The following is a 22,223-nucleotide window of genomic DNA, read 5'->3' as shown; positions in this document are numbered from 1 at the left end:
TGTCATACAAGGATAGGCAGATGATCAAGAGACTTTTTGTACGTTATATATTTTTCTTTGCGTTGGCAAACATTGCCGTTGGTGCTGCACAGACATCAGCGAAACATGAAGAACCCTGGTCGGAACGCATTGCAAAAAGTTTTCTCTCGATGCACCCAGATTCTATTTCTTATCCAACAGAGTTAAAGTCCCGCAAATGGAATTACGAACAGGGCGTAATGATGGAAGCGTTTTTTCATCTGTGGCAGGAGACCGGAGACACCGAATACATTCGGTACATCAAGAAAAATCTCGATCATTATGTGGACGCTAATGGCGCGATTCATACGTATCGTTTCGACGAATATCAACTGGATAATATAACTCCGGGAAAAGCTTTGCTGAGAATATATGATCTTTCGGGCGAAAAAAAATATCGCATAGCTGCTGATACGCTTCGTCGACAACTCGCAGAGCAGCCCCGTACAAGTGAAGATGGTTTCTGGCACAAGAAGATCTATCCATACCAAATGTGGTTGGACGGCATGTATATGGCAGAACCATTCTATGGTCTCTATTCCCGGATGACGAATGACTCCGCCGCCTTTGACGACATTACAAAACAATTTATCCTTTGTGCCCGTTATTGCTTCGATAACAAGAGCGGTCTTTACTTTCATGGGTGGGATGAAAGCAAACAGCAGCGATGGGCGAATCCCGAAACTGGCTGCTCGCCGAGCTTGTGGGGACGTTCCATCGGTTGGTACACGATGGGACTTGTGGATGTACTGGAATATATTCCAGTACATCACCCTCAGCGCAAGGCGCTTCTGAAAATTCTCAATGATATCTGTAGGAATCTCCTGCCGATGCGCGATGAAAAAACCAAGCTGTGGTATCTTATTGTTGACAAGCCGAATGAAAAGGGAAATTATCTTGAGTCATCCGCTTCAGCAATGTTCGCATACATTTTTGCAAAAGGTGCAAACTGTGGATACCTTCCGACTGAATTTCGACTTCGAGCGGAAGAAACATTTAATGGACTCTTGAATCATTTAGTAACTGTAGATTCGTCGGGTATTGTTCATATCGAACATGTATGCAGCGTCGCCGGACTTGGCGGCAATCCATATCGCGACGGGAGTCTGGCGTATTACACTGGCGAGCCGCAGCGCACGGATGATTTTAAGGGATATGGTCCGTTTTTAATGGCAGCAATAGAATTGGAGCGCGGCAGTTATACTGTCGATGCCTCGACTCTCAAACCGAAGAAAACAGTTGCGCTGGATTATTATTTCAACAGCGAGTGGAAACGCGTGGATACATCGCTCGTGCAGTATCATTATGTGTGGGAAGACACGATGAATTCCGGATTCTCGCAGCTTGGTGCAATCATTAAAAGTCTCGGGGCTGAAATCGCTGCAGTGCATGAATCTCCCACCGACATCCTACTGCATCAGTATCAAGTTTACATCATTGTTGATCCTGATACTCCTGAAGAGACAGCACATCCCAACTATGTGTCGGAATCCGCCATCAAAGCTATCGTTCCATGGATTAAAGCCGGCGGCGTGCTGGTATTGATGGCGAATGATTCGGGAAACGCGGAATTTTCCCATTTCAACAAATTGGCAGAACAGTTCGGCATTCATTTCAATGAAGATAGTTATCATCGTGTTAAAGGAAAAGAGTATGACATGGGGAAGAGTGATGAATTTCCGCCGCATCCTGTGTTCAAAGATGTGAAACAGATATTTCTCAAAGAAATATGTTCTCTTACATTGCAAAAACCTGCCGAACCGATTCTCACTGAAAATGGCCTCATTCTTATGGCTGTTGCACATTCAGGCAAAGGTTTTGTGTTTGCTGTGGGCGATCCTTGGTTCTACAATGAATATATGGATGCACGAAGGCTGCCACCGGAGTATGAGAATACAAAAGCAGGACGAAATCTTTTCCAATGGCTTCTTTCTCAGGCAGTGATTTCAAAGTAATAATAACTCTTTTTATTCACAGAATACTAATAATGGAAATATTTAAATATGACTTCTGAGTTAAAAGAAATACTTGATCATTGCTGCGAGAGTCCTGATTTCAATAATAAACTTTGCAGTGTCTTCAAGATCATGAAGATGTATATTATCAATTTATTGTAAAGCACTTCAGGCGACATATTGATCCGATTATTTATCCCAGGAATAAATAAGATTTTCTAAAGAAATATTATATAAAATGCATACCGACTCAATCATTGACAAATATTCAAGAACTGTGGCCTTCTTGATATTCTTTGTTGCTCAATTTACGTTTATTGTTTTTGCTCAACCTATCCCTGCGAAATATAAAAGTGGATTGCCTTTCAGCATGCCCGAAATTCAGTTGCCTACTTTTCCGGATAGAACGGTGAATATTATTGATTATGGTGCAGCAGGCGATGGATATACGATGAATACCGAGTTTATCAACGCTGCCATTCAGGCCTGTGCAAAAGCCGGAGGTGGAGCCGTCATTATTCCGGCCGGTAGTTGGATTACCGGACCCATCAGGCTTGAAAGCAATATTAACCTTCATGTAGAGAAAGGAGCGCTCGTTCAGTTCAGCAAGAATCTCAATGACTATCCGTTTAGTGAAATTGCGGAAAACAAGTATAGAAGAGCTCAACTAATCTCTGCCTATCAGGCAAGGAATATTGCAATTACCGGCGACGGGATCTTCGATGGAGCCGGAGAAGTCTGGCGCTATGTACTAAAGGAGGATTTAACTGAGCATCAGTGGAAAGTTCTTGTTGAATCTGGCGGAATTGTTACGGCAAACGGTGAAGAGTGGTGGCCTTCAAAAGAATCGATGGGAGCCGAGAAATTTCTTAAAGAAAGTGCGGATGCAAAGAAGATACTGACAAAAGAGGAATACGAATCGACAAAAGAATACAATCGGCCCAATCTCGTCAATTTTGTCCAGTGTAATGGTGTATTGATTGACGGACCAACATTTGAGAATTCCCCGAAGTACCATATTATTCCTCAACAATGTGAAAATCTGATTATACGCAATGTAAAAGTATTTGCACCGGTATGGGGAAAAAATACCGATGCCATCGATCCGTCAGCGTGCCGTAATATGTTTATCTATAATTGTATGATCGATGTCGGTGATGACGGAATATGTCTAAAACCCGGGACCATCGCCGCCAATCAGAAACCGGGTCCGGCATGTGAAAATATTGTAATTGCGGATTGTGTGGTATATCATGCCCATGGGGGCTTTGTAATTGGGAGTGAAACCTACGGTGGTGCACGCAATGTTTCTGTCCGCAATTGCGTTTTCATTGGTACAGATGTGGGACTGCGTTTTAAATCGGCACGCGGAAAGGGTGGAGTGATCGAGAAAATTTTTATCGATGGGATACAAATGAGGGAGGTAGTGACCGATGCGATTCTTTTTGATATGTATTATTCCGGCGGTTCTCCTGATGTTGAAGCCAGGAAGGACCTGACTATACGAAAGATGGAACCGCTAACGGACAGAACACCGCAATTCAGGGATTTCTATGTAAAGAACATCGTTTGCAACGGTGCAGACCGTGCCATTGTAATTAATGGTCTTCCTGAATTATCGATCAAGAATATGATCATTAATAATATTTCTATTAAATCAAAACGAGGAGTCTATATCGCCGATGCGTATGGAGTCCAGCTGGATGGATGCAGGATCGTTCCGCAATCAGGAAATGTATTTAATATTATTCAAAGCCGGAATGTTGCTATAAAAGGCGGAACCTATCCGGCGCCGGTCGATCTGTTCCTAAAGGTTTTTGGCGAGAGATCGGAAAATATCCGTTTATCCGGTGTGGACTTCAAGCAAGTGAAGAAAGGGATTGAGCTTGAGAAGAATGTAAGAGCCGATGCAGTGAAGCAAGAATAAAAAGTACTGAAAGGATGTCATAATTATTGATGATGGTTGCTGAAATTTCCCATATAATCAAACTCATACTTATATAACGATATGGAAAAAATATTTTCTTCAATTGCCATACTGCTGTTCGTTTTTGCATTCCATTCCGATATGTTTGCGAATGAAAAAGCAAATATAATTGTCGCAAAAGATGGAAGTGGAAAGTACACCGGCATCCAGGAAGCTATTAATTCTGTACCGGCTGACAATAAAAAAAACGTCATTATACTTATCCGCAAGGGAATTTATAATGAAAAAATATACATCACTAAAAGTCATATAGCACTCGTAGGTGAAGACCGCGATAGTACAAGAATTATCTATGCCGAGTTGCGAAGGAATTGGGTAAAAGAACATCAGGGTTCGGATTGGGGATCGGCTGTGATTAATATCGACTCTCTCGTTACAGACATTACGTTAGCTAATATAACAGTACATAATAATTACGGCGGTTTGTATGGAGAACACGATCATCAATTTGCCGTTCGTGGAGGCGGTATCCGTGTAATCATCGTGAACTGTAATATTTTAGCCGATGGAGGTGACACACTCAGTCTCTGGAATAAAAAAGATGGTATGTACTACCACACTAATTGCTTTTTCGAAGGATGGGTTGATTTTGTTTGCCCGCGAGGATGGTGCTACATTACAGATAGCAGATTTTTCGGACATAATATGAGCGCCAGTATCTGGCACGATGGAGATTCGGATAAAGATCAGAAGTTCGTTATACGATATTCGGGTTTTAACGGTGTTCCCGGATTTCCGTTAGGGCGGCATCATCGAGATGGTCAATTTTATTTAATCGACTGTATCTTCTCGTGGAATATGGCCGATCGTCCAATATATCACCCAATCTCCCCTAACTCGGTACCTTGGATATGGGGAGAGCGTCATTACTTTTATAATTGTCATCGTGAAGGGGGCGACTATAATTGGTTCTCGGATAATTTAGAATCAGCCGAAGGTAGTCCGAACGAAAATGAAATAACAGCAAAATGGACATTTAGAGGAATTTGGGATCCTGAAGAGACAATGCCGTCGGTTTTGCCGTTCGTATTTTTACCCGGGCCAAGAAATGGATTATATAATGTTCAAAGAGAAAGAGTAGAATTAAAATGGACACCGGCACGGAACGCAGTCTCCCACAATATTTATTTCGGGAAAACTAATGCACCGGAATTTATTAGAAATCAGAAAGAGAATAAGTTTGCTGCCAGTAAATTAGATACGAAGACAACATATTTCTGGCGTATTGATGAAGTTACGAAAGAGGATACACTTCGCGGACCACTCTGGCACTTTACCACGAAATAATGAAATAAAAAAAGTCAACACATTCTCGAGTCGGCTTTTCATTCTATAATCTTACAATCTTCAATGCTATGTGTGCCCCCAACGAGATTCGAACTCGTGTTCCAGGCTTGAAAAGCCCGTGTCCTAGGCCTCTAGACGATAGGGGCAAAACAATTGCGAATTTTCAATTATCAATTTCGAAATTAAAAATTCGCAATTTCTTGGGTGACCAGTGGGAGTTGAACCCACGACCTCCAGGGCCACAACCTGGCGTTCTAACCAACTGAACTATGGCCACCATGTCCTAATTTCACACAACTTAAGGAACGGAGTAAAATTAAGTTAAAAGTGAAATTGCGCCTGCCTGCGGTAGGCAGGGATCCCGCTAAGCGAAGCGATAGCGGGAACAATAAATATGCATCTGTAAATCCTGATGCTTACTTTAGACAGTAAAGCCCGTTATTTGCATAACAGGCTTACCTGACGCAATGCTAAGATACCGAAATGTGTCTGCAAAGGCAAGATTATTTTCCGCGCTCGCTTTCGTAATTGTTAGATCGAAAGTATTGGAATTACGAACATCAACATGTAAATTATAGAAGTTTCTGGTTCATCCTGCACATTTTCCGATATAATTCTATTAGTGAATTTCGGCATAGAGCTTGATGTAAAAAAATACTTCTCTTGATTTGATGCCTGCCTGGTTTGTGCCACGAGAAGAACTAAGAATTGATAAAATATTAACTCGCTTGATAAAGGAGCCTTTGTGTATCGCATCGTTGAAAAGAAAATACTTGCACCTACTATTACGAAATTTATTATTGAAGCGCTTTACGTAGCACGGAAACGTAAAGCCGGCAACTTCGTGATTATTCGAGTGGAAGAAACCGGCGAACGCATTCCTCTTACCCTCGTGGATAGCAATCTCCATGACGGCACTATTACTTTAATTGTACAAGCGATTGGTAAAACAACGAAAGCATTGGCGTTGAAGAAGGAAGGCGATCTGATCATGGATGTAATGGGTCCATTAGGTAACCCTACACCGATTGAAACTGGAAAAACAATCGCTTGTATTGGCGGCGGTGTTGGAACAGCAGAATTGTATCCCATCACGAAAGCTCTCAAGGATGCCGGTAACACCATTTACACGATTGTTGGGGCGCGCTCGAAAGATCTTGTGATTCTTGAGAAAGAAATGGAAAGCGTTTCAGATACGCTTTATATCACGACGGACGACGGCTCATACAAGCGAAAAGGATTTGTGACTGATCAGCTCAAAGAATTGCTCGATGCAAGTCTTGGTATCAACATGGTGTATGCCATCGGCCCCTTGCCGATGATGAGGGCGGTTTCGAATCTTACGAAGCCCTATAGTGTTCGCACGCTGGTAAGTCTGAACGCGGTGATGGTGGACGGTACCGGTATGTGCGGCGGATGCCGTGTAACGGTGAATGGTAAAATGAAGTTCGCGTGTGTGGATGGTCCGGAATTTGAAGGGCACGAGGTGGATTTTGATGAAATGCTTTTACGCAACCGCAGTTACACGGATATGGAAAAGATTTCCGTTGATCGGTTCCTTGAAGAACCGCACGTATGCAGAAAAGAGGGGATGGCATCATGATCACGGTAAATAAAATGAAACCCTCAGAACGGATGAAAATTCCGCGACAAGCTTCCATTGAACAAGAACCGAATGAACGAAATCATAACTTCACTGAAGTCTCGTTTGGCGTAGATGAAGAGCGGGCGTTGATCGAAGCGGCACGTTGTCTTGAGTGTCAAAACCCAGTGTGCCGGGAAGGATGTCCCGTCAATATCGATATTCGTTCTTTTATCCAATTGGTGTACCAGAAAGATTATATCGGTGCAGTGAATAAAATCCGTGAGTCGAATTACCTCCCTGCTATTTGCGGACGTGTGTGCCCGCAAGAAGAACAGTGCGAGTTAGTCTGCACACTTGGAAAGAAACATGATCCTGTAGCGATCGGAAAATTGGAGCGCTTTGTCGCTGACTATGAGTTGAAGAATAATCTTTTCACTCCACCAATGATTAATGAGAAACGACCTGAGAAAGTGGCAATCGTCGGTTCCGGTCCAGCCGGATTAACGTGTGCTGCCGAATTAGCGAAGCTCGGTTATCAAGTAACAATCTTTGAGGCACTCCATGCTGTTGGCGGAGTATTACGATACGGTATTCCGGAGTTTCGACTTCCGCGCACGATTCTCGATCTGGAAGCAGAACGTATTAAAGCCCTGGGTGTGAAGATCGAAACAAACTTTCTCGTTGGACGGACAGAAACGATTGATGAATTGTTCACTGAGTGGGGTTTCCAGGCAATCTTCCTCGGAACAGGTGCCGGCACGCCGCAATTTATGGGAATTCCCGGAGAGAATCTCAATGGCGTGTACTCTGCAAACGAATTCCTGACCCGCGTTAATCTGATGAAGGCATACAAATTTCCCGAATACGATACACCGATCAAAATTGGAAAAAGTGTAGCGGTTATTGGAGGAGGTAATACTGCGATGGATGCAGTGCGTACCTCAAAACGTCTCGGAGCCGAACACGCCTATTTGATTTATCGTCGTTCGCGGACGGAAATGCCAGCACGTTTAGAAGAAGTGCATCATGCTGAGCAGGAAGGTATTGAGTTTATGATGCTGACAAATCCGACTCGCATTATCGGTGATGAGAATGGACGTGTCTCCGGTATCGAATGCCAGAAAATGGAACTTGGCGACCCAGATGAATCTGGACGCAAAAAACCGGTACCATCGAACGAACCGAAGTTCATCATTGAAGTTCAGACAGTTATAGAAGCCGTCGGTCAATCGCCTAATCCCATTATCCAATCGACTACTCCGGGTTTACAAACAGGGCGTAAAGGAGTTGTGATCGCGGATGAATTACAAAGAACAAGCAGGGAAGGAATTTTCGCTGGAGGTGATCTTTCCCGCGGAGGGGCAACTGTGATCCTAGCAATGCGCGATGGAAAAATAGCTGCAAATGAAATTCATAATTATTTGCAGAAGAAGTATCACTAATGTTTTTTAAATGAATCGTTAAGAAGGCGCGAAAATTTTTTGCTCCTTCTTTTTTCTTTCTGAATTATTACCTCGTTTGGATCAATTTTCTATAGAAGTAAAACCGTTATTTACCTATTCTATCTATCTATTCGCCGAAATTTCTGCAACTCTTTGCCATTCGTATAGTATTATATAAATAGATTTTCATTTGAAGACCGAACACCAATTCGAATTCATTATAAAATCTTAATGATAAAAAATTGACTGAGAGTGTAACTTTTATTATACTATATCGTAATAAATGACTAACAGTCAATAATTATAAGGTTATAAAATGGGTATACCAGAACGTAAGGAACGCGAAAAAGAGCACAGAAAAGAGGAAATACTCGATGCTGCTCAAAAGGTTTTCTTTGAAAAAGGGCTTGTTATGGCAACCATGGACGAAATTGCCGAATCGGCCGAACTTAGCAAGGGGACTCTTTATATCTATTATAAAAGTAAGGAAGATTTATATCTCACAGTAATGATGCGCGGTATGGAATCGCTTTATGAAAAGTATGAGCGTATTGTTGCAACTGATTATTCTGTCGTTAAAAAAGTAGCAATGTTTGTCGAAGTGTATAATGATTTCTTTAATGCGAACCGCAGTTTTTTCAGGATGTTTCATTTCTTCCAGACGCCGCAATTTCATAAACAGGTCTCGGATGAGTTAAAACAAACCTGCGATACACAAAGTGCAAGGTTGTGGGATTCGGTGATCGGAGTTTTAAAACAAGGAATGGAAGAAGGCTCGATCCGTTCCGATTTAAATCCTGTTGAGGTTACTATTATTCTTTGGTCGAGTGCAACAACATTGATGCTGCGGAATGACAGTGAAGGGGAAGTGTGGAAATTGCGAAGGAATATTGATTTGACGCACACTCTAGAAGTATCCAATGCATTGCTCCTCGAATCGATTTTTACTGACCGCGGGCGCACGGAATTTGCAGCATTGAAACAAAGATAAATTGAGGGTACGGTCTATTTTAAATATGAGGAAACGATGATAAAACGATTAACAAAACAATTCATGCTGCTGCTGCTCGTTGTGCTTCCGGCTTTTGCGCAGCAGAAATTATCATTAACAATTGAACAAGCGCTTCAAATTGGAATGGAGAATAGCAAGGCCCTTCGGACATCGAAGTTCAAAGTTGATGCAGCGGATGCACGTGCAAGCGAAGTGAATACGCTGGGATTACCGTCATTGAAATTCACAGGTGCATACACGCGGCTCAGTGATGTACCTGCCGGTACATTATCGATACCAAAAGGATTGTTCGGTACAATTCCGGGCGGGCCGTCATTGCCGCCGCAGGATGTCAACTCGGTCTTATCGCCGACGATTGTGAACAACTATACTCTCAGAGCCACAGTGCAGCAGCCGTTATTTACGGGCGGCAAAATATCCGGTGCATCAAATGCGGCGGAGTATCTTTCGCAAGCAACAAAAGAAGACTTTAAAAGAGATCAGGCAGAAATTTTATACAACATCAAGACGGCATATTGGAACTTGTTCCGAGCAAATGAATTCAAAAAGTTTGTCGATGAGAATGTAAATCAAATTAAGTCTCATGCCAGGGATGCAGAGAATCTCATGAAGCAGGGGATGCTGACGACGAATGATTTGATGAAAGTGCAAGTGCAACTCTCGGATGCCCAGGTCCGCCAGATAGATGCTGTTAATGGAGTAAAACTAGCAATGTACGTATTAAATAATACGCTGGGTCTTCCATTGCCAACAGAAATCACGCTGGCTTCAACAATTCAAATCATTACTAGATCTTGGGATGCTGTTGATTCATTGATTGATGTGGCATTTGTAAAACGTCCGGATGTTCTGGGAATGAATGCGCGTGTGAAAGCCGGAGAATTCGGTTTGACAGCAGCCCGGGGCGGATGGTGGCCGCAAATTTATCTCTTAGGGAATTATAATTATTTACGTCCGAACTCCCGGTATTTCCCCGCGGTGGATGCATTCAAGGAAACATGGGATGTCACTCTGTCGGTTTCATTCGATATCTGGAATTGGTGGCAAACTGGGTACCAGTCCAATCAAGCCCAGGCACAGCTGGCTCAGGCGCAGGAAGGATTGTCGATGATACGAGACGGTGTGATGCTGGAAGTAATGCAAAGTTACCTGGGTGTGAATCAGTCAAAAGAACGGAAAGCGGTCTCCGAGCTGGGAGTAAAACAAGCGGAAGAAAACTACCGAATTATGAATGATAAATATAAAAAGGGGCTTACCCCGAACTCTGAATTGCTTGATGCGGAAGTCGCATTACTACAGTCAAAACTGAACCTGACACAGTCGTTAGTGGATTATGAACTTTCCATGGCGCGGCTTTCAAAATCAATAGGCGAATAACAAGGATTGATAACAAAAGGATACGAACAATGAACACGACAATAAAATATTTCTTATTAGGCATAACGCTGATAGCATTGGTCTTTGGCATCTATTCGTGCAACAAAGCAAGAAGCGATAGTCAAAACAGTGCAGTAAAAACAATATCCACATCCTATTCTGTCTCGGTAATCACAGCGGCTAAGAAAGATATGACGGACAGCTTTTCTCAGGTCGGTACCATTGTAGCATACAATGATGTTGCCGTGGTCTCAGAAACCTCGGGGCGGGTTGTGAAAATCGATGCAGAAGTTGGTGACTATAAAAAAGCCGGAGCGGTACTGGTTGAAGTAGACAGCGAGTTGAAGGAAGCTGCCTATAAAGCAGCGAACGTCTCGTATGAGAAGGCAAAGAAAGACCTCGAACGATATGAGGCTCTTTATAAAGAAGGGTCCATCTCTGATTCGCAGATTGAACAGGCGCGCTGGAGTTATCAATCGGCGGAAGCACAGTATATCGTCGCCCGGCGCCAGTTTACCGATACGAAAATTACGACACCTATCTCAGGTATTGTAACAGCACGGTATGTCAATATTGGCTCCATGGTGATGGGTGCGCCGCAGGCAACGCTCGTTGCGAATGTGGTGGATATCTCCCGGCTGAAGGTGAAAGTGAGCGTTGCAGAAAAAGATGTCATCCGGTTGAAGGTCGGTGAGAAGGTTGAAGTGACAACGGATGTGTTTCCGAATTCGGTGTTTACGGGATCCATTTTTAGTATTTCATCAAAGGGTGATGAAGGTCATACGTACCCCGTGGAAGTCGTGTTGAATAATTCCAAGCAGCAAATCAAAGCCGGGATGTTCGGCAGAGTCAGATTCACTCCAAAAATATCCGGCGCCGCTATTGTGATTCCCCGTGAATCCATTGTTGGAAGTGTAAAAAATGCAGCGCTGTATGTGATCAAGAATAATGTGGCAAACCTCCGTTCAGTGGTCACGGGAAAAGAATTAGGGACGGACATTGAAGTCCTGAGCGGTTTGCAGGAAGGTGAACAGATCGTGGTGAACGGTCAAAATAATTTAAGTGATAACGCTCCAGTGATTGTCCGAAAGTAATGAGAGATAAAGGAATAGAACAATGACGATTACTGAATTATCTATAAAACGTCCCACACTTGTGGTGGTAGTCTTTACGGTCATAGCTGTGCTGGGATTATTCAGCTATTTCCAGTTGAAATATGAGCTGCTTCCGAAGATGTCCATTCCCGTGGTCGTGGTGCAGACGATTTACCCCGGTGCATCTCCATACGAAGTGGAAAATAACGTTTCCAAAATCATTGAAGATGCTGTATCGGGAATCGATAAAATTGACGCTGTCAGCTCCAGGTCGTTTGAAAGTATGTCGCTCGTGATCATTGAATTCAAACAGGACGCAGACATCGACAATGTGGTGCAGGACGCATCGCGCAAGGTGAATGCGATTCTCGCTAAGCTTCCGACAGATGCAAAAGCACCGGTTGTATCCAAGATTGCCTTTGATGAAATTCCGGTCTTGCGTATGGGTGTGACCAGTCAAATGGATTCTCGGGAATTCTTTCAGTTTTTAACAGACCGTGTGCAGCCGCGGATATCCAAAATTGCCGGTGTTGCCCAGGTCTCTCTTACGGGCGGAGAAGAACGCGAGATCAAAGTAAACATGGACGCTCAAAAGGTGCGTGCGTATGGGATGTCTATTCTGCAGATTGTTCAGGCGGTGCGGTCCGCAAATATGGATTTTCCGACGGGAAAGATAAAGGATGAGGATGCACAGTTTGTGGTTCGCATCGCAGGGAAATTCAAAACTATCGAAGATCTCAGGGATCTTGTTGTGGGGCGATCACGTCAGGGCGGAGATATTCGCTTGCGGGATGTTGCAGAAGTGCAGGATGGAATCAAAGAATATGAACAAATGAACCGTGTCAACGGACTGACCTCTGTTGGTATTCAGGTTGTCAAGCAATCCGATGCCAATGCGGTGAGCGTCAGTAAACTCGTGCGGGAGGAATTACAAAAGATTCAGGCTGAGTATAAGGAACAGGGAATCATTTTTGATATAGCGCAGGACACATCAACCTTTACACTCGACTCCGCAAATGCAGTGAAAAAAGATCTCATGCTTGCAATTATGATGGTTGCGATCGTGATGCTGCTCTTCTTGCACAGCATTCGGAATTCACTGATCGTGCTTGTCGCTATTCCTTCTTCCTTGATCGCAACATTTGTGATTATGTATGCGTTGAATTTTTCTATGAACTTGATGACGCTGCTCGGGTTGTCGCTCGTGATTGGCATCCTGGTCGACGACTCGATCGTCGTTCTGGAAAATATATATCATCATATTGAAAAAGGAGAAGAATCCCGTACGGCAGCAATACGCGGAAGAAATGAAATCGGTTTAGCTGCGCTCTCCATCACCATGGTGGATGTGGTCGTGTTCTTGCCGTTGTCGTTAGTCTCCGGTATTGTCGGGCAAATTATGCGGCAATACGCTCTTGTTGTTGTTGGTGCAACCTTAATGAGTCTCTTTGTGTCATTTACTATTACGCCGACGCTCGCATCGCGTTTCGCGAAATTGGAACGATTGACAGATAGAACCTTACTGGGAAGATTTGCGCTCGCATTTGAACGGTTCTATCACAGGTTCTCTGATGTTTATCAGAAGATGCTCAAATGGTCTCTTGTCAACAAGGCAAAAGTTGCTCTCGGAGCAACCGGCGTATTTATTTTAGCTCTATTGATTCCTGCCTTCGGACTCATCGGGAATGAATTCATGCCGCAGTCGGATCGAGGTGAGTTTGGTGTGTCTGTTGAATTGATGCCCGGTTCCTCAGTGGAGCAGACCAACCAAACAGCGCTACAGATAGAACGGATATTATCTCAAATGCCGGAAATAAAGAAAGTTTTCACAGGAGTTGGTGCACAAGAAAGTGGTGCTCTTACTCTGTCAAGCAATAACCTGGTACAGTTTAATGTGGCACTTATTCCGAAGGAAAATCGCAAGAAAACCACTTCGCAGGTGGGTGAGGAAATCAAAACGAAGGTGCGCGAGATTCCGGGAACAAAGGTCTACGTCAATCCGATCGGTATCTTTGGATCTTCCGATCAAGCTGCGATTCAAATAGGTATAAGCGGTACGGACAATAAACTCATCATGCAGGCCGCAGCGCAAGTAAAGCAGATCCTGAATTCTGTGGAAGGCACTACAGACGTTCGTCTTTCCTCGGAATCGGGAAAACCGGAAATGCAAGTTGAGATCGATCGTGCAAAATTGGCGCAGCTCGGTTTATCCGTTGCGGATGTCGGTACAACATTGCGCGTGGCATTGACAGGAGACAACGATTCGAAATTCCGTGACGGTACAAATGAATATGACATTCGCATACAGTTCGATAAATACAATCGATCGCAGACAGAAAGTATCGGCAGTATCACTTTTATGAATAACCGAGGCCAGCTAATAGAACTGAAACAATTTGCGAATGTGTTCATGTCTTCCGGACCAACAAAGTTGGAACGGAGAGACCGCATTGGTGTCGTCTATGTCTCGGGTCAAACACTGGGCAGGCCGACAGGTACGATTATGCAGGATTTTAAAAATAAAATTGCGGGTGTACAGCTTCCAACCGGAATCTCACTTTCGTACCTCGGTATGGAAAAGATGCGCGGCGATAGCTTCATCGATCTTTTTCTTGCTATGTTAATCGGGATTCTCTTTGTATACCTGATTATGGTGGCGTTGTACGATTCGTATGTCTATCCCTTTGTGGTTCTTTTTGCGATTCCACTCGCAATGGTCGGCGCAATGGTGGCACTGGCTGTTTCAGGAAAATCACTCAGCATCTTTACAATCCTCGGCATTATTATGCTGATCGGCCTTGTGACTAAGAATGCAATTCTCCTTGTTGATAGGACGAATCAGACAAGGCTGGAACAAGGATTATCGGTGTACGATGCGCTGCTCGAAGCGGCGAAATCACGGCTGCGTCCGATTTTGATGACGACATTTACTATGATTTTTGGTATGATGCCGATTGCATTATCGACAGCGTCCGGCTCAGAATGGAAGTCTGGTCTGGCATGGGCGATCATCGGCGGATTGACAAGCTCGCTTTTCCTGACGCTGATCGTTGTTCCTGTGGTCTATATGAAAGTGGATGAATGGAAGGAAAAGATTCCTGGATTCTTTAAGAAACCTTCATCTCTTTTTGACAAAAGAAAAAGACGCACTGTCGTCACATCAGACGGCGAAATAGAATATGCTGATGTGAAATAAAAGCTCCTGAAATGAAGAGGCACGGACTGAACTTCGTGCCTCTTTTATTTTATACCTGTTTTCATGCGTACTATCGTAGATTTATTCAGCAAATAGTAGTAACGTAAATTTAAAACATTCTGACGAGGGATACATGGTCCGAAAACGAACAGTACTGCTCTTACTTGTGCCATTGATGCTCATGGTTTTTATGGAGCGTTCGCGGGGGCAGGATACGACAGCACGGCGCCTGACATTAGAAGAAGCTGTGCGCTTTGCAATAAAACACAATCCGGATTTGGAAAGTGCGCGTCTGGAAGTGAAAAAATCGGATGCCCGTGTCCTCGAAGCGTGGGGATATGCGATGCCTTCAATCGACCTATCCGCAAATTTTGTTCACCTGATCGATAAACCGATCACATATTTCCCCGATTATCTTTTATACCCGTTGTATAAACTTATGGGCGATTCAACGCATTATCCAAAACCGACCGGCGAGTTAATACAATTGCCGGGGTCTATGTCGCCTGATTATTCGGCAACTGCATCACTGAATTTTAAACAGGTTATTTTTAATGGTGCTGTATTTGTTGGAGTCGGAGCGGCGCATGTGTATTCGCACCTTGCGCGTGATTTATATCAGGCGAAACATATCGAGACAGTGACCAAGGTGAGAAAAGCGTACTACCAAACATTGCTTGCACATGAAGCTCAGGAATTGATGCACTCGAGCCTGCAAAATGCAGAGGATAATCAAAAGAATGTGCGGCTCATGCTGAGTCAGGGAATTCTTTCAGAGTATGATGAACTGCGGGCCTCGGTGGGAGTAGAAAATCTTCGCCCTGCGGTCATTCAAAGCGAGAATAATTATAATCTTGCACTTGATAATCTTCGAAATACGATCGGACTTTCGAACAATGAGAATATCGTGCTCTCCGGTGATCTCAAGTTTGTGCCGGTTGACGATTTAATAGTGTCAGAAGCGGAATCACTTGTTCTGGAGACCAATCCGGGATTAACGGCGGCAAAACGTCAGATAGAATTAAATGGAGCCGTGATTAATGCAGAGAGATCAAATTATTTGCCGACAATTGCCATGTTTGGATCGTATTCTTATTCGGCGATCAACGACCGATTTAATTTCTCAACAAACGATTTTTACAAGTCTTCTCAGGTAGGATTAGTTTTTTCACTCAGCCTGTTCCAGGGACTTCAAACATATTCCAAGGTTGAACAGGCACAGTTAGAACAACGGAAGAGTGAAGAACAACGGACGACTGTAGAACGGAACTTATATACAGGTGTGCATTCGGTAAAGAGCAATTTACAGCAGGCACGAAAGCGTGTTGAAGCACAGGACAAAACCGTTGAGATGGCAGAGCGCGGCTACAAGATTGTCACAACGCGTTTTCTCTCGAGCGCTGCTACGCAATTGGAAGTGAACGATGCACAACTTGCGTTAACACAAGCGAAAGTAAACCGTATTCAAGCAATTTATGATTACCTCGTCGCTTCGGCCGAGCTGGATCAACTCATCGGTCACCTCCCCAGTTATGCGATAGAAACTGAAGAATAGAACCCACCGTAGAAGGAATACTTCAATGAACAATATAGCAAGAATAGTAACGGTTCCAGTGCTTTGTACCGGTTTGGTGTTTTTCTCCTGCAAAAAGGTCGATGAAAATACCTCGCTCAAGATTCAGCCGGTCGACGTAAAAATTGAAATCATTAAACCGACGCGTCTTGTAGATGCTATCCAAGTAGCAGGAACTGTGAAGGCTTTTGAGGATGTCAATATTAGTCCTGAAGAGGGTGGAGTAATCAAAGAATGGATAGCTCAAAAAGGCCAGCATGTAAAAAAAGGCGATCTGATAGTAACATTGAAAGATGAAGTGATCAAGGCCGGGTACGATGCTGCTGAAGCGCAATACCGTATGGCGGATTTAAATGTTGAGAAACAGCAGAAGGTATTTGAACAACAGGGTATTAGCGACCTTCAGATGAAGAATTTCCAATATGGCCGCGATGCTGCAAAAGCCAACGCTGACTTAATGAAAGCACGCTGGGAACGGACTCAGATTCGCAGCACGATCGACGGTGTTGTAGAGAATACTCCAATGGGCAACCTCATGAACGAGGGAGAATTCGCGCCGCCCGGAGTACCGATTGTCCGTATCGTCAATAATTCGAAAGTGAAAATTCAGGCAGAAGTACCGGAGTTATATTCAGGCACACTTCCTCTTGGCATACCGGCCGTTGTGACATTCGATGCATTGCCAGGCGATACACTCAGAGGAAGGGTGTCGTTTGTCAGTTCAGCAGTATCTGCAGCAAACCGAACAATGCAGGTAGAACTCATTCTATCGAATCCATTCCGAAAGCTCAAACCAGAAATGGTAGCAAAGGTAAAATTACTTCGCGAGGCAAAGAATAATGCAATTCTCGTGAGTGAAAACATCGTGCAGCTGGTAGATCGTGATCGTATTATTGTCTATGTAGAACAAGACGGTAAGGCACAAGAGCGGCGTTTAAAACTCGGCGGCCGCCAGGGAATGATGATGGAAGTGTTGGATGGTTTGAAGATAGGTGATCATCTCGTTGTCACCGGCTATCAAAAACTCGTCGATGGTACAACAGTCAATGTCGTAAAATAGACGGAGCAATGAAAATGAAAATCTGGAGTATGGCTGTAGATAATAAAATCGTCGTCTATATTCTAATGGTGCTGATTGTCATGTTCGGCTGGAGTGCCTATCAAGGGCTTCCACGCGAAGCGGCACCTGACATCACCATTCCACTTGTGATTGTGGCGACACCGTACATCGGTGTATCGCCAGTTGATATCGAAGGGCTCATCACACAACCGCTTGAACGTGATCTCAAAGGCTTAAAGGATCTCAAACAAGTAACATCCGTCTCAAAAGAAGGCCTTTCGACGATTCGTGTGGAATTTAACACCGGTATTGATATTGATGAAGCATTACGCCGTGTGCGTGATAAGGTAAATTCAACACGTCCGCAGCTTCCAACCGATATTCTTGATCCCGTTATTTCGGAAATCAACATCAGTGAATTTCCGATTATGTTCGTCAACGTCGGTGGCGAGGTTGGATTAGCACGGCTAAAGAAAATTGCCGACGATATCCGTGACAGAATTGAAGGAATATCGGGCGTTATTAGTGCAGATGTTACCGGCGGTTTAGTACCAGAAGTACAGGTGAATGTTGACGTCTATAGGATGAACGCCTATCAAATTAGCTTTGATGATGTGGCAAATGCAATCCGTGCAGAAAATCTATCTATCCCTGGTGGGACAATCGATACCAGGGAAAAGACTCTAACGGTGCGTGTACCCGGCGAATTCAAAGAAGTAAAACCCCTTGAAGATATTGTTATAAAAAATCAGAGTGGTAAACCGATCTATTTACGCGACGTAGCAAAAGTGGATTATTCCTTTGAAGATAGACAAACGCATGCACGTTTAAATGGGACAGAAGTAGTATCACTTGCAGTACGCAAACGAGCCGGTGAAAATCTTATTCGAATCTCAGAGGAGGTAAAGCGAATTGCAAAGGAAGAGCAAACAAAACTACCGGCTGGTATCAAACTCGATATTTCCAACGATCAATCGGTCTTTGTTATTCGTATGGTAAAAGAATTGGAAAATAGTATCTTGAGCGGCATGTTTCTCGTGATTATGTCTCTGTTCATGTTCTTTGGCTTTAAAAATGCAATGTTGATCTCAACTGCAATTCCATTATCGATGTTTGTTGGATTTGTGGTATTGTCGACACTCGGAATTACGTTGAATATGGTGGTACTATTTTCACTCGTGATGGTGCTTGGTATTTTGGTAGATGATGCGATTGTCGTTATTGAAAATACGTATCGGCACCAGCAGGAATATGGCGAACACCCGATTGTTGCAGCAAAAGCTGCGGCAGGAGAAGTTTTTGTGCCTGTTCTTACATCAACCATTACCACATTGTCTGCATTCTTACCTTTGATGTTCTGGCCAGGGATTGTAGGCAGCTTTATGAAATTTTTCCCGATTACACTTATTATCACCTTAAGTGCTTCACTCTTCGTTGCATATGTCATCAGTCCGGTGCAAAGCGCTCAATGGATCAACTACAAACGTGAAATCAAAAAGGCAAAAGAGGATCGCGAACATCCGCATTGGTACAAAAAATACAATGTGTTTAATAGTTTGTACCATGAAGTAGATACAGTTGTCTTTCCGTGGTTCCAGAAGGAATACGTGAAAATCCTTCGCTGGACATTGGAACGTAAATGGCTTACTATTGGCGGTTCGTTCGGACTGCTTGTATTCATCATGATTCTTTTCGGATTATTCAACAAAGGTGTTGAATTTTTTCCGACAACAGAACCGTCGCAAATAAACGTGACCATTGAAACTCCCGCCGGTACTTCCTTGAATGTTACCAACGGCATCTCTGAAATCTTGGAAGAGCGTATCAGTCAAATACCGCACATAAAGGATATTGAATATTTTGCAACAAGCGTTGGTACTTCTGATGACATATTTGATATGGGCGGGCAGGGGACTCCGAACAAAGGCCGCATTGCTATTAATTTCTTTGAAAAAAAACTGCGGAAACAAAACACGTTTCAAACGATTGAAGAGGTCCGTAAGACGACGATCGGAAATGCGGGTGCTACCTTGCGCATAGTAAAGCAACAAATGGGACCGCCGGTTGGTTCACCGGTGAATATAGAAGTATCCGGTGAAGACTATGCGCAATTGGCCTCACTCAGTCGTTCGATACGTGAAAAGATTAAGGATATAAAAGGCCTTGTCGATTTGAAAGATGACTATAATACCGGCAGGCCAGAAGTAGAAATTATTGTTGATCGTGAAAAAGCGGGACTTTTCTACACGAGCACCGGCCAGATTGCTTCCACGATTCGCGCTGCAATTGCTGGTGTGGAAGCATCCAAGTACCGTGTTGGCGAGGATGAGTACAAAATACGTGTTCGCTTGCAGGAGGATCAACGCCAGTCACCGAATGATTTAGAGAATCTGCGTATTACGTTTATGAATCGTCGCGGACAGTTGCTTTCGCTGCCATTGACATCGCTTGCCGAAATAAAGCGTACAACATCAGTAACAGACATTAGGCGTAAAGATCAGAAACGGGTCATCACTGTCAGCGGCGATGTAGAGGGTCGCGTACAATCTGAGGTAATCAAAGAAGTGAAAGCACGCCTCTCGAACATGGATCTTCCGGCAGGGTACGGAGTCAAACTGACTGGTTCAGAAGAAGAGCAACAAAAGGCCGCAGCTTTTCTGGGGAATGCATTTATCATTACACTGCTGTTGGTTTTCCTGATCATGGTGGCAGAATTTAATTCGATGAAAGTGCCTTTTGTCATTATGATTTCTGTTATTCTCTCGCTTATTGGTGTTATGTTTGGGCTTGTCATTACACGCACTCCGGCCAGTGTGATTATGACCGGAGTTGGAGTTGTAGCTCTTGCAGGTATCGTTGTTCGAAATGGCATTGTGTTATTGGATTTTGTTAAGCACAAACATGGCGAAGGGGGAATGTCACTCAATGATGCGTTGCTTGAAGCAGGACGTATTCGTTTGCGGCCTGTGCTTTTAACTGCAGTTGCCACTGTTCTTGGACTTGTACCAATGGCAACGGGTATTGATTTTGACTGGCGTGAATTTCATTTTATCTTTGGTGCAGAGAGTGCGGAATTTTGGAGACCACTGGCGGTCACAATCATTTTTGGTCTCACCATCTCTACATTTTTAACGCTTGTTGTTCTACCGACAGTGTACTCGTTGCTTGATGAGTGGGCAGAGAAGGCCGGACAATTGTGGAAGAATAAATTTGGAACAAAAGAGATAGACAAATAGGAAAATGCTGCAAAATAAAAAGGATTCTTTTCCACATAGAAAAGAATCCTTTTTTTGTTCTCACTTGAATGGCAGAAGTTCAACGTGACATGCGAAAGTCAATTGGTATCATGATTTTTGAACTTACAGGACCTGTAGACATCATGGCTGGTTTAAAAGTGTACTTCATAACAGCTTCAACCGCGGCTTCATTAAAAACATCGCTGGCACTTTTAACAACCTTTGCTTGAATTGGTTTACCCTGTGCATCGATAGTTACTTCAACAGTTACCCTGCCCTGGAGTCCCATTTTTTTTGCAATTTCTGGATATACTGCCGGTTCACGATGGATAAATTCCGGTTGAGATTCAATGGCAACAAATGGCATTGGTGCAGGTGTGCTTTCTGCTGGTTTGGTCTGTTGTTGAGCCGGTGGTTGCGTTGATGGAGTGTTCACAACTGGCTGTTGTGATGGCTGTTGGGCCGGTTGTGTCTGAGTGCGTATTGGCTGCGTTGTTGCAGGTGTCTGGACAGGTTTTTGCTCTGAAGTAACAGGTTTTTTTATCTCGGGTGTTGTCTTTTGAACTTTCGCCGGCTCTTTCGATTTCTCCGCGATTGGAGCAGGTTCGTTTCCAGATTGGGGAGTAGAAGTCGTCGTCGTGGGTAGTGTCGGTGTTGCACTTTCCTGCGAGACAGGAGGCTGCTGCACTGTTAGTTGCTCACTCGGTTTGCTTGCGGAATTTTTTGAAAGAATAAACCAAGTTCCCACTAAGAGAATAACAACTGCTGCCGCTGCCATAATGAGTATCTTTGGTTTATTAGATTTAGCGGCAGGTTTATCTTCTTCTTCTCGTGCTTCAGCAATAGGAATGGTGGTCTTGCTTTCCTTTACTACTTCTTCCTGTGGTGCCGGAGACTCTCCACGTATTTGCAGAGCGGCGAGTTGCTCAATTTTTTTCTCATATTCTTTTGCAACAACACTTCCCGGTTCGATGATATAAATGCGCCGGATCTCTTCAAGGGCGCGCTGATATTCCTTCTTCTCTACATAGTCATCGGAACGCTGAAAGTACTGGCTTTTTAATTTTTCAAGCGCCGCTTCTTTTTGTACTTTTTGTGAATCTTCTTTTGGAACAACTGCACGGCGTTGGACATCGCTGATAGCGCGATCAATCATGGGGGGAAGCGATTTGATTATTGCTGTGCGGTTTTCTGCTTGAAGTGAAGGATCGTTTAATTTAGCAATTTGTTTTTCAATAGCGATGAGGTATATGTTCTTCGCATCCGCTGCCTTTACCTCTTTCATAGCCGTCAAAGCTTCGGCAAAATTACTTGCTTCTGCTTTACGGTGAATATCCTGCAATCGGTCGATGATAAATTGCTGTGTATCTATTTTTTCTTGCGGTTCCATGCTGCCGTCTC

The 22,223-nt window shown here is 43.8% G+C and carries 13 protein-coding genes and 2 tRNA genes; 12 read left to right on the top strand and 3 right to left on the bottom strand.

All coding sequences use genetic code 11. The annotated features are described in order from the left end of the window. Positions 1–20: 20 nt before the first annotated feature. From NTX44_04590 to NTX44_04580, 3 genes are all read left to right on the top strand, one after another. Positions 21–1,973 (top strand): glycoside hydrolase family 88 protein, encoded by a 1,953-nt coding sequence (locus NTX44_04590; protein MCX6120872.1) that lies wholly within the window; start codon positions 21–23, stop codon positions 1,971–1,973. Positions 1,974–2,343: 370 nt separating this feature from the next. Beyond that, complete coding sequence (locus NTX44_04585; GenBank protein MCX6120871.1) at positions 2,344–3,900, top strand: glycoside hydrolase family 28 protein; 1,557 nt, start codon at positions 2,344–2,346, stop codon at positions 3,898–3,900. A gap of 81 nt (positions 3,901–3,981) precedes the next feature. Next, positions 3,982–5,247: a pectinesterase family protein gene (locus NTX44_04580; protein MCX6120870.1), complete on the top strand. Its 1,266-nt coding sequence runs from the start codon at positions 3,982–3,984 to the stop codon at positions 5,245–5,247. 73 nt (positions 5,248–5,320) lie between these two features. On the opposite strand, the gene NTX44_04575 is transcribed toward NTX44_04580, so the two are convergent. Both NTX44_04575 and NTX44_04570 read right to left on the bottom strand, forming a co-directional pair. After that, a tRNA-Glu gene (locus tag NTX44_04575) sits at positions 5,321–5,393 on the bottom strand. Positions 5,394–5,450: 57 nt separating this feature from the next. Continuing rightward, a tRNA-His gene (locus NTX44_04570) sits at positions 5,451–5,524 on the bottom strand. A 468-nt stretch (positions 5,525–5,992) separates the two neighbouring features. Here NTX44_04570 and NTX44_04565 point away from each other — a divergent pair. The 9 genes from NTX44_04565 (at position 5,993) to NTX44_04525 (ending at position 20,822) form a co-directional block, all read left to right on the top strand. After that, entirely contained in the window at positions 5,993–6,850 is an 858-nt protein-coding gene (locus tag NTX44_04565) for a sulfide/dihydroorotate dehydrogenase-like FAD/NAD-binding protein (GenBank protein MCX6120869.1), read from the top strand. Next, positions 6,847–8,274 (top strand): NADPH-dependent glutamate synthase, encoded by a 1,428-nt coding sequence (gene gltA, locus NTX44_04560; GenBank protein MCX6120868.1) that lies wholly within the window; start codon positions 6,847–6,849, stop codon positions 8,272–8,274. The genes NTX44_04565 and gltA overlap by 4 nt, the downstream gene beginning before the upstream one ends. Before the next feature lie 316 nt (positions 8,275–8,590). After that, complete coding sequence (locus NTX44_04555) at positions 8,591–9,265, top strand: TetR/AcrR family transcriptional regulator (GenBank protein ID MCX6120867.1); 675 nt, start codon at positions 8,591–8,593, stop codon at positions 9,263–9,265. A 36-nt stretch (positions 9,266–9,301) separates the two neighbouring features. Further along, the gene (locus tag NTX44_04550) at positions 9,302–10,663 is read left to right on the top strand and encodes a TolC family protein (GenBank protein MCX6120866.1); all 1,362 of its coding nucleotides are present in this window, start codon (positions 9,302–9,304) and stop codon (positions 10,661–10,663) included. A 29-nt stretch (positions 10,664–10,692) separates the two neighbouring features. Beyond that, the gene (locus NTX44_04545; GenBank protein MCX6120865.1) at positions 10,693–11,757 is read left to right on the top strand and encodes an efflux RND transporter periplasmic adaptor subunit; all 1,065 of its coding nucleotides are present in this window, start codon (positions 10,693–10,695) and stop codon (positions 11,755–11,757) included. Between the two features lie 22 nt (positions 11,758–11,779). Continuing rightward, a complete protein-coding gene (locus tag NTX44_04540; GenBank protein MCX6120864.1) occupies positions 11,780–14,953 on the top strand; it encodes an efflux RND transporter permease subunit in 3,174 nt (1,057 codons plus the stop codon). A 133-nt stretch (positions 14,954–15,086) separates the two neighbouring features. Then, positions 15,087–16,508 carry a TolC family protein gene (locus NTX44_04535; GenBank protein MCX6120863.1) on the top strand — a complete coding sequence of 474 codons (1,422 nt, stop codon included), beginning with the start codon at positions 15,087–15,089 and terminating at the stop codon, positions 16,506–16,508. A gap of 25 nt (positions 16,509–16,533) precedes the next feature. Further along, entirely contained in the window at positions 16,534–17,586 is a 1,053-nt protein-coding gene (locus NTX44_04530) for an efflux RND transporter periplasmic adaptor subunit (protein MCX6120862.1), read from the top strand. Between the two features lie 14 nt (positions 17,587–17,600). Then, complete coding sequence (locus NTX44_04525) at positions 17,601–20,822, top strand: efflux RND transporter permease subunit (GenBank protein ID MCX6120861.1); 3,222 nt, start codon at positions 17,601–17,603, stop codon at positions 20,820–20,822. A gap of 79 nt (positions 20,823–20,901) precedes the next feature. Here the strand turns inward: NTX44_04525 and NTX44_04520 are convergent, their stop codons facing one another. Beyond that, positions 20,902–22,212, bottom strand: coding sequence for a TonB family protein (locus NTX44_04520; protein ID MCX6120860.1), 1,311 nt, complete (start codon positions 22,210–22,212; stop codon positions 20,902–20,904). Positions 22,213–22,223 lie beyond the last annotated feature (11 nt).

The sequence above is a fragment of the Ignavibacteriales bacterium genome (genome assembly GCA_026390575.1).
Taxonomy (GTDB): domain Bacteria; phylum Bacteroidota; class Ignavibacteria; order UBA10030; family UBA10030; genus Fen-1298.
Note: the sequence above shows the minus strand (reverse complement) of the source record. Positions and strands in the feature narration are given on the sequence as shown.

Excerpts from the sequence above, each read along its gene's own strand:
- NTX44_04590 (MCX6120872.1), top strand. The coding sequence starts at position 21 with ATGATCAAGAGACTTTTTGTACGTTATATATTTTTCTTTGCGTTGGCA.
- NTX44_04585 (MCX6120871.1), top strand. The coding sequence starts at position 2,344 with ATGCCCGAAATTCAGTTGCCTACTTTTCCGGATAGAACGGTGAATATT.
- NTX44_04580 (MCX6120870.1), top strand. The coding sequence starts at position 3,982 with ATGGAAAAAATATTTTCTTCAATTGCCATACTGCTGTTCGTTTTTGCA.
- gltA (MCX6120868.1), top strand. The coding sequence starts at position 6,847 with ATGATCACGGTAAATAAAATGAAACCCTCAGAACGGATGAAAATTCCG.
- NTX44_04555 (MCX6120867.1), top strand. The coding sequence starts at position 8,591 with ATGGGTATACCAGAACGTAAGGAACGCGAAAAAGAGCACAGAAAAGAG.
- NTX44_04550 (MCX6120866.1), top strand. The coding sequence starts at position 9,302 with ATGATAAAACGATTAACAAAACAATTCATGCTGCTGCTGCTCGTTGTG.
- NTX44_04545 (MCX6120865.1), top strand. The coding sequence starts at position 10,693 with ATGAACACGACAATAAAATATTTCTTATTAGGCATAACGCTGATAGCA.
- NTX44_04540 (MCX6120864.1), top strand. The coding sequence starts at position 11,780 with ATGACGATTACTGAATTATCTATAAAACGTCCCACACTTGTGGTGGTA.
- NTX44_04535 (MCX6120863.1), top strand. The coding sequence starts at position 15,087 with ATGGTCCGAAAACGAACAGTACTGCTCTTACTTGTGCCATTGATGCTC.
- NTX44_04530 (MCX6120862.1), top strand. The coding sequence starts at position 16,534 with ATGAACAATATAGCAAGAATAGTAACGGTTCCAGTGCTTTGTACCGGT.
- NTX44_04525 (MCX6120861.1), top strand. The coding sequence starts at position 17,601 with ATGAAAATCTGGAGTATGGCTGTAGATAATAAAATCGTCGTCTATATT.
- NTX44_04520 (MCX6120860.1), bottom strand. The coding sequence starts at position 22,212 with ATGGAACCGCAAGAAAAAATAGATACACAGCAATTTATCATCGACCGA.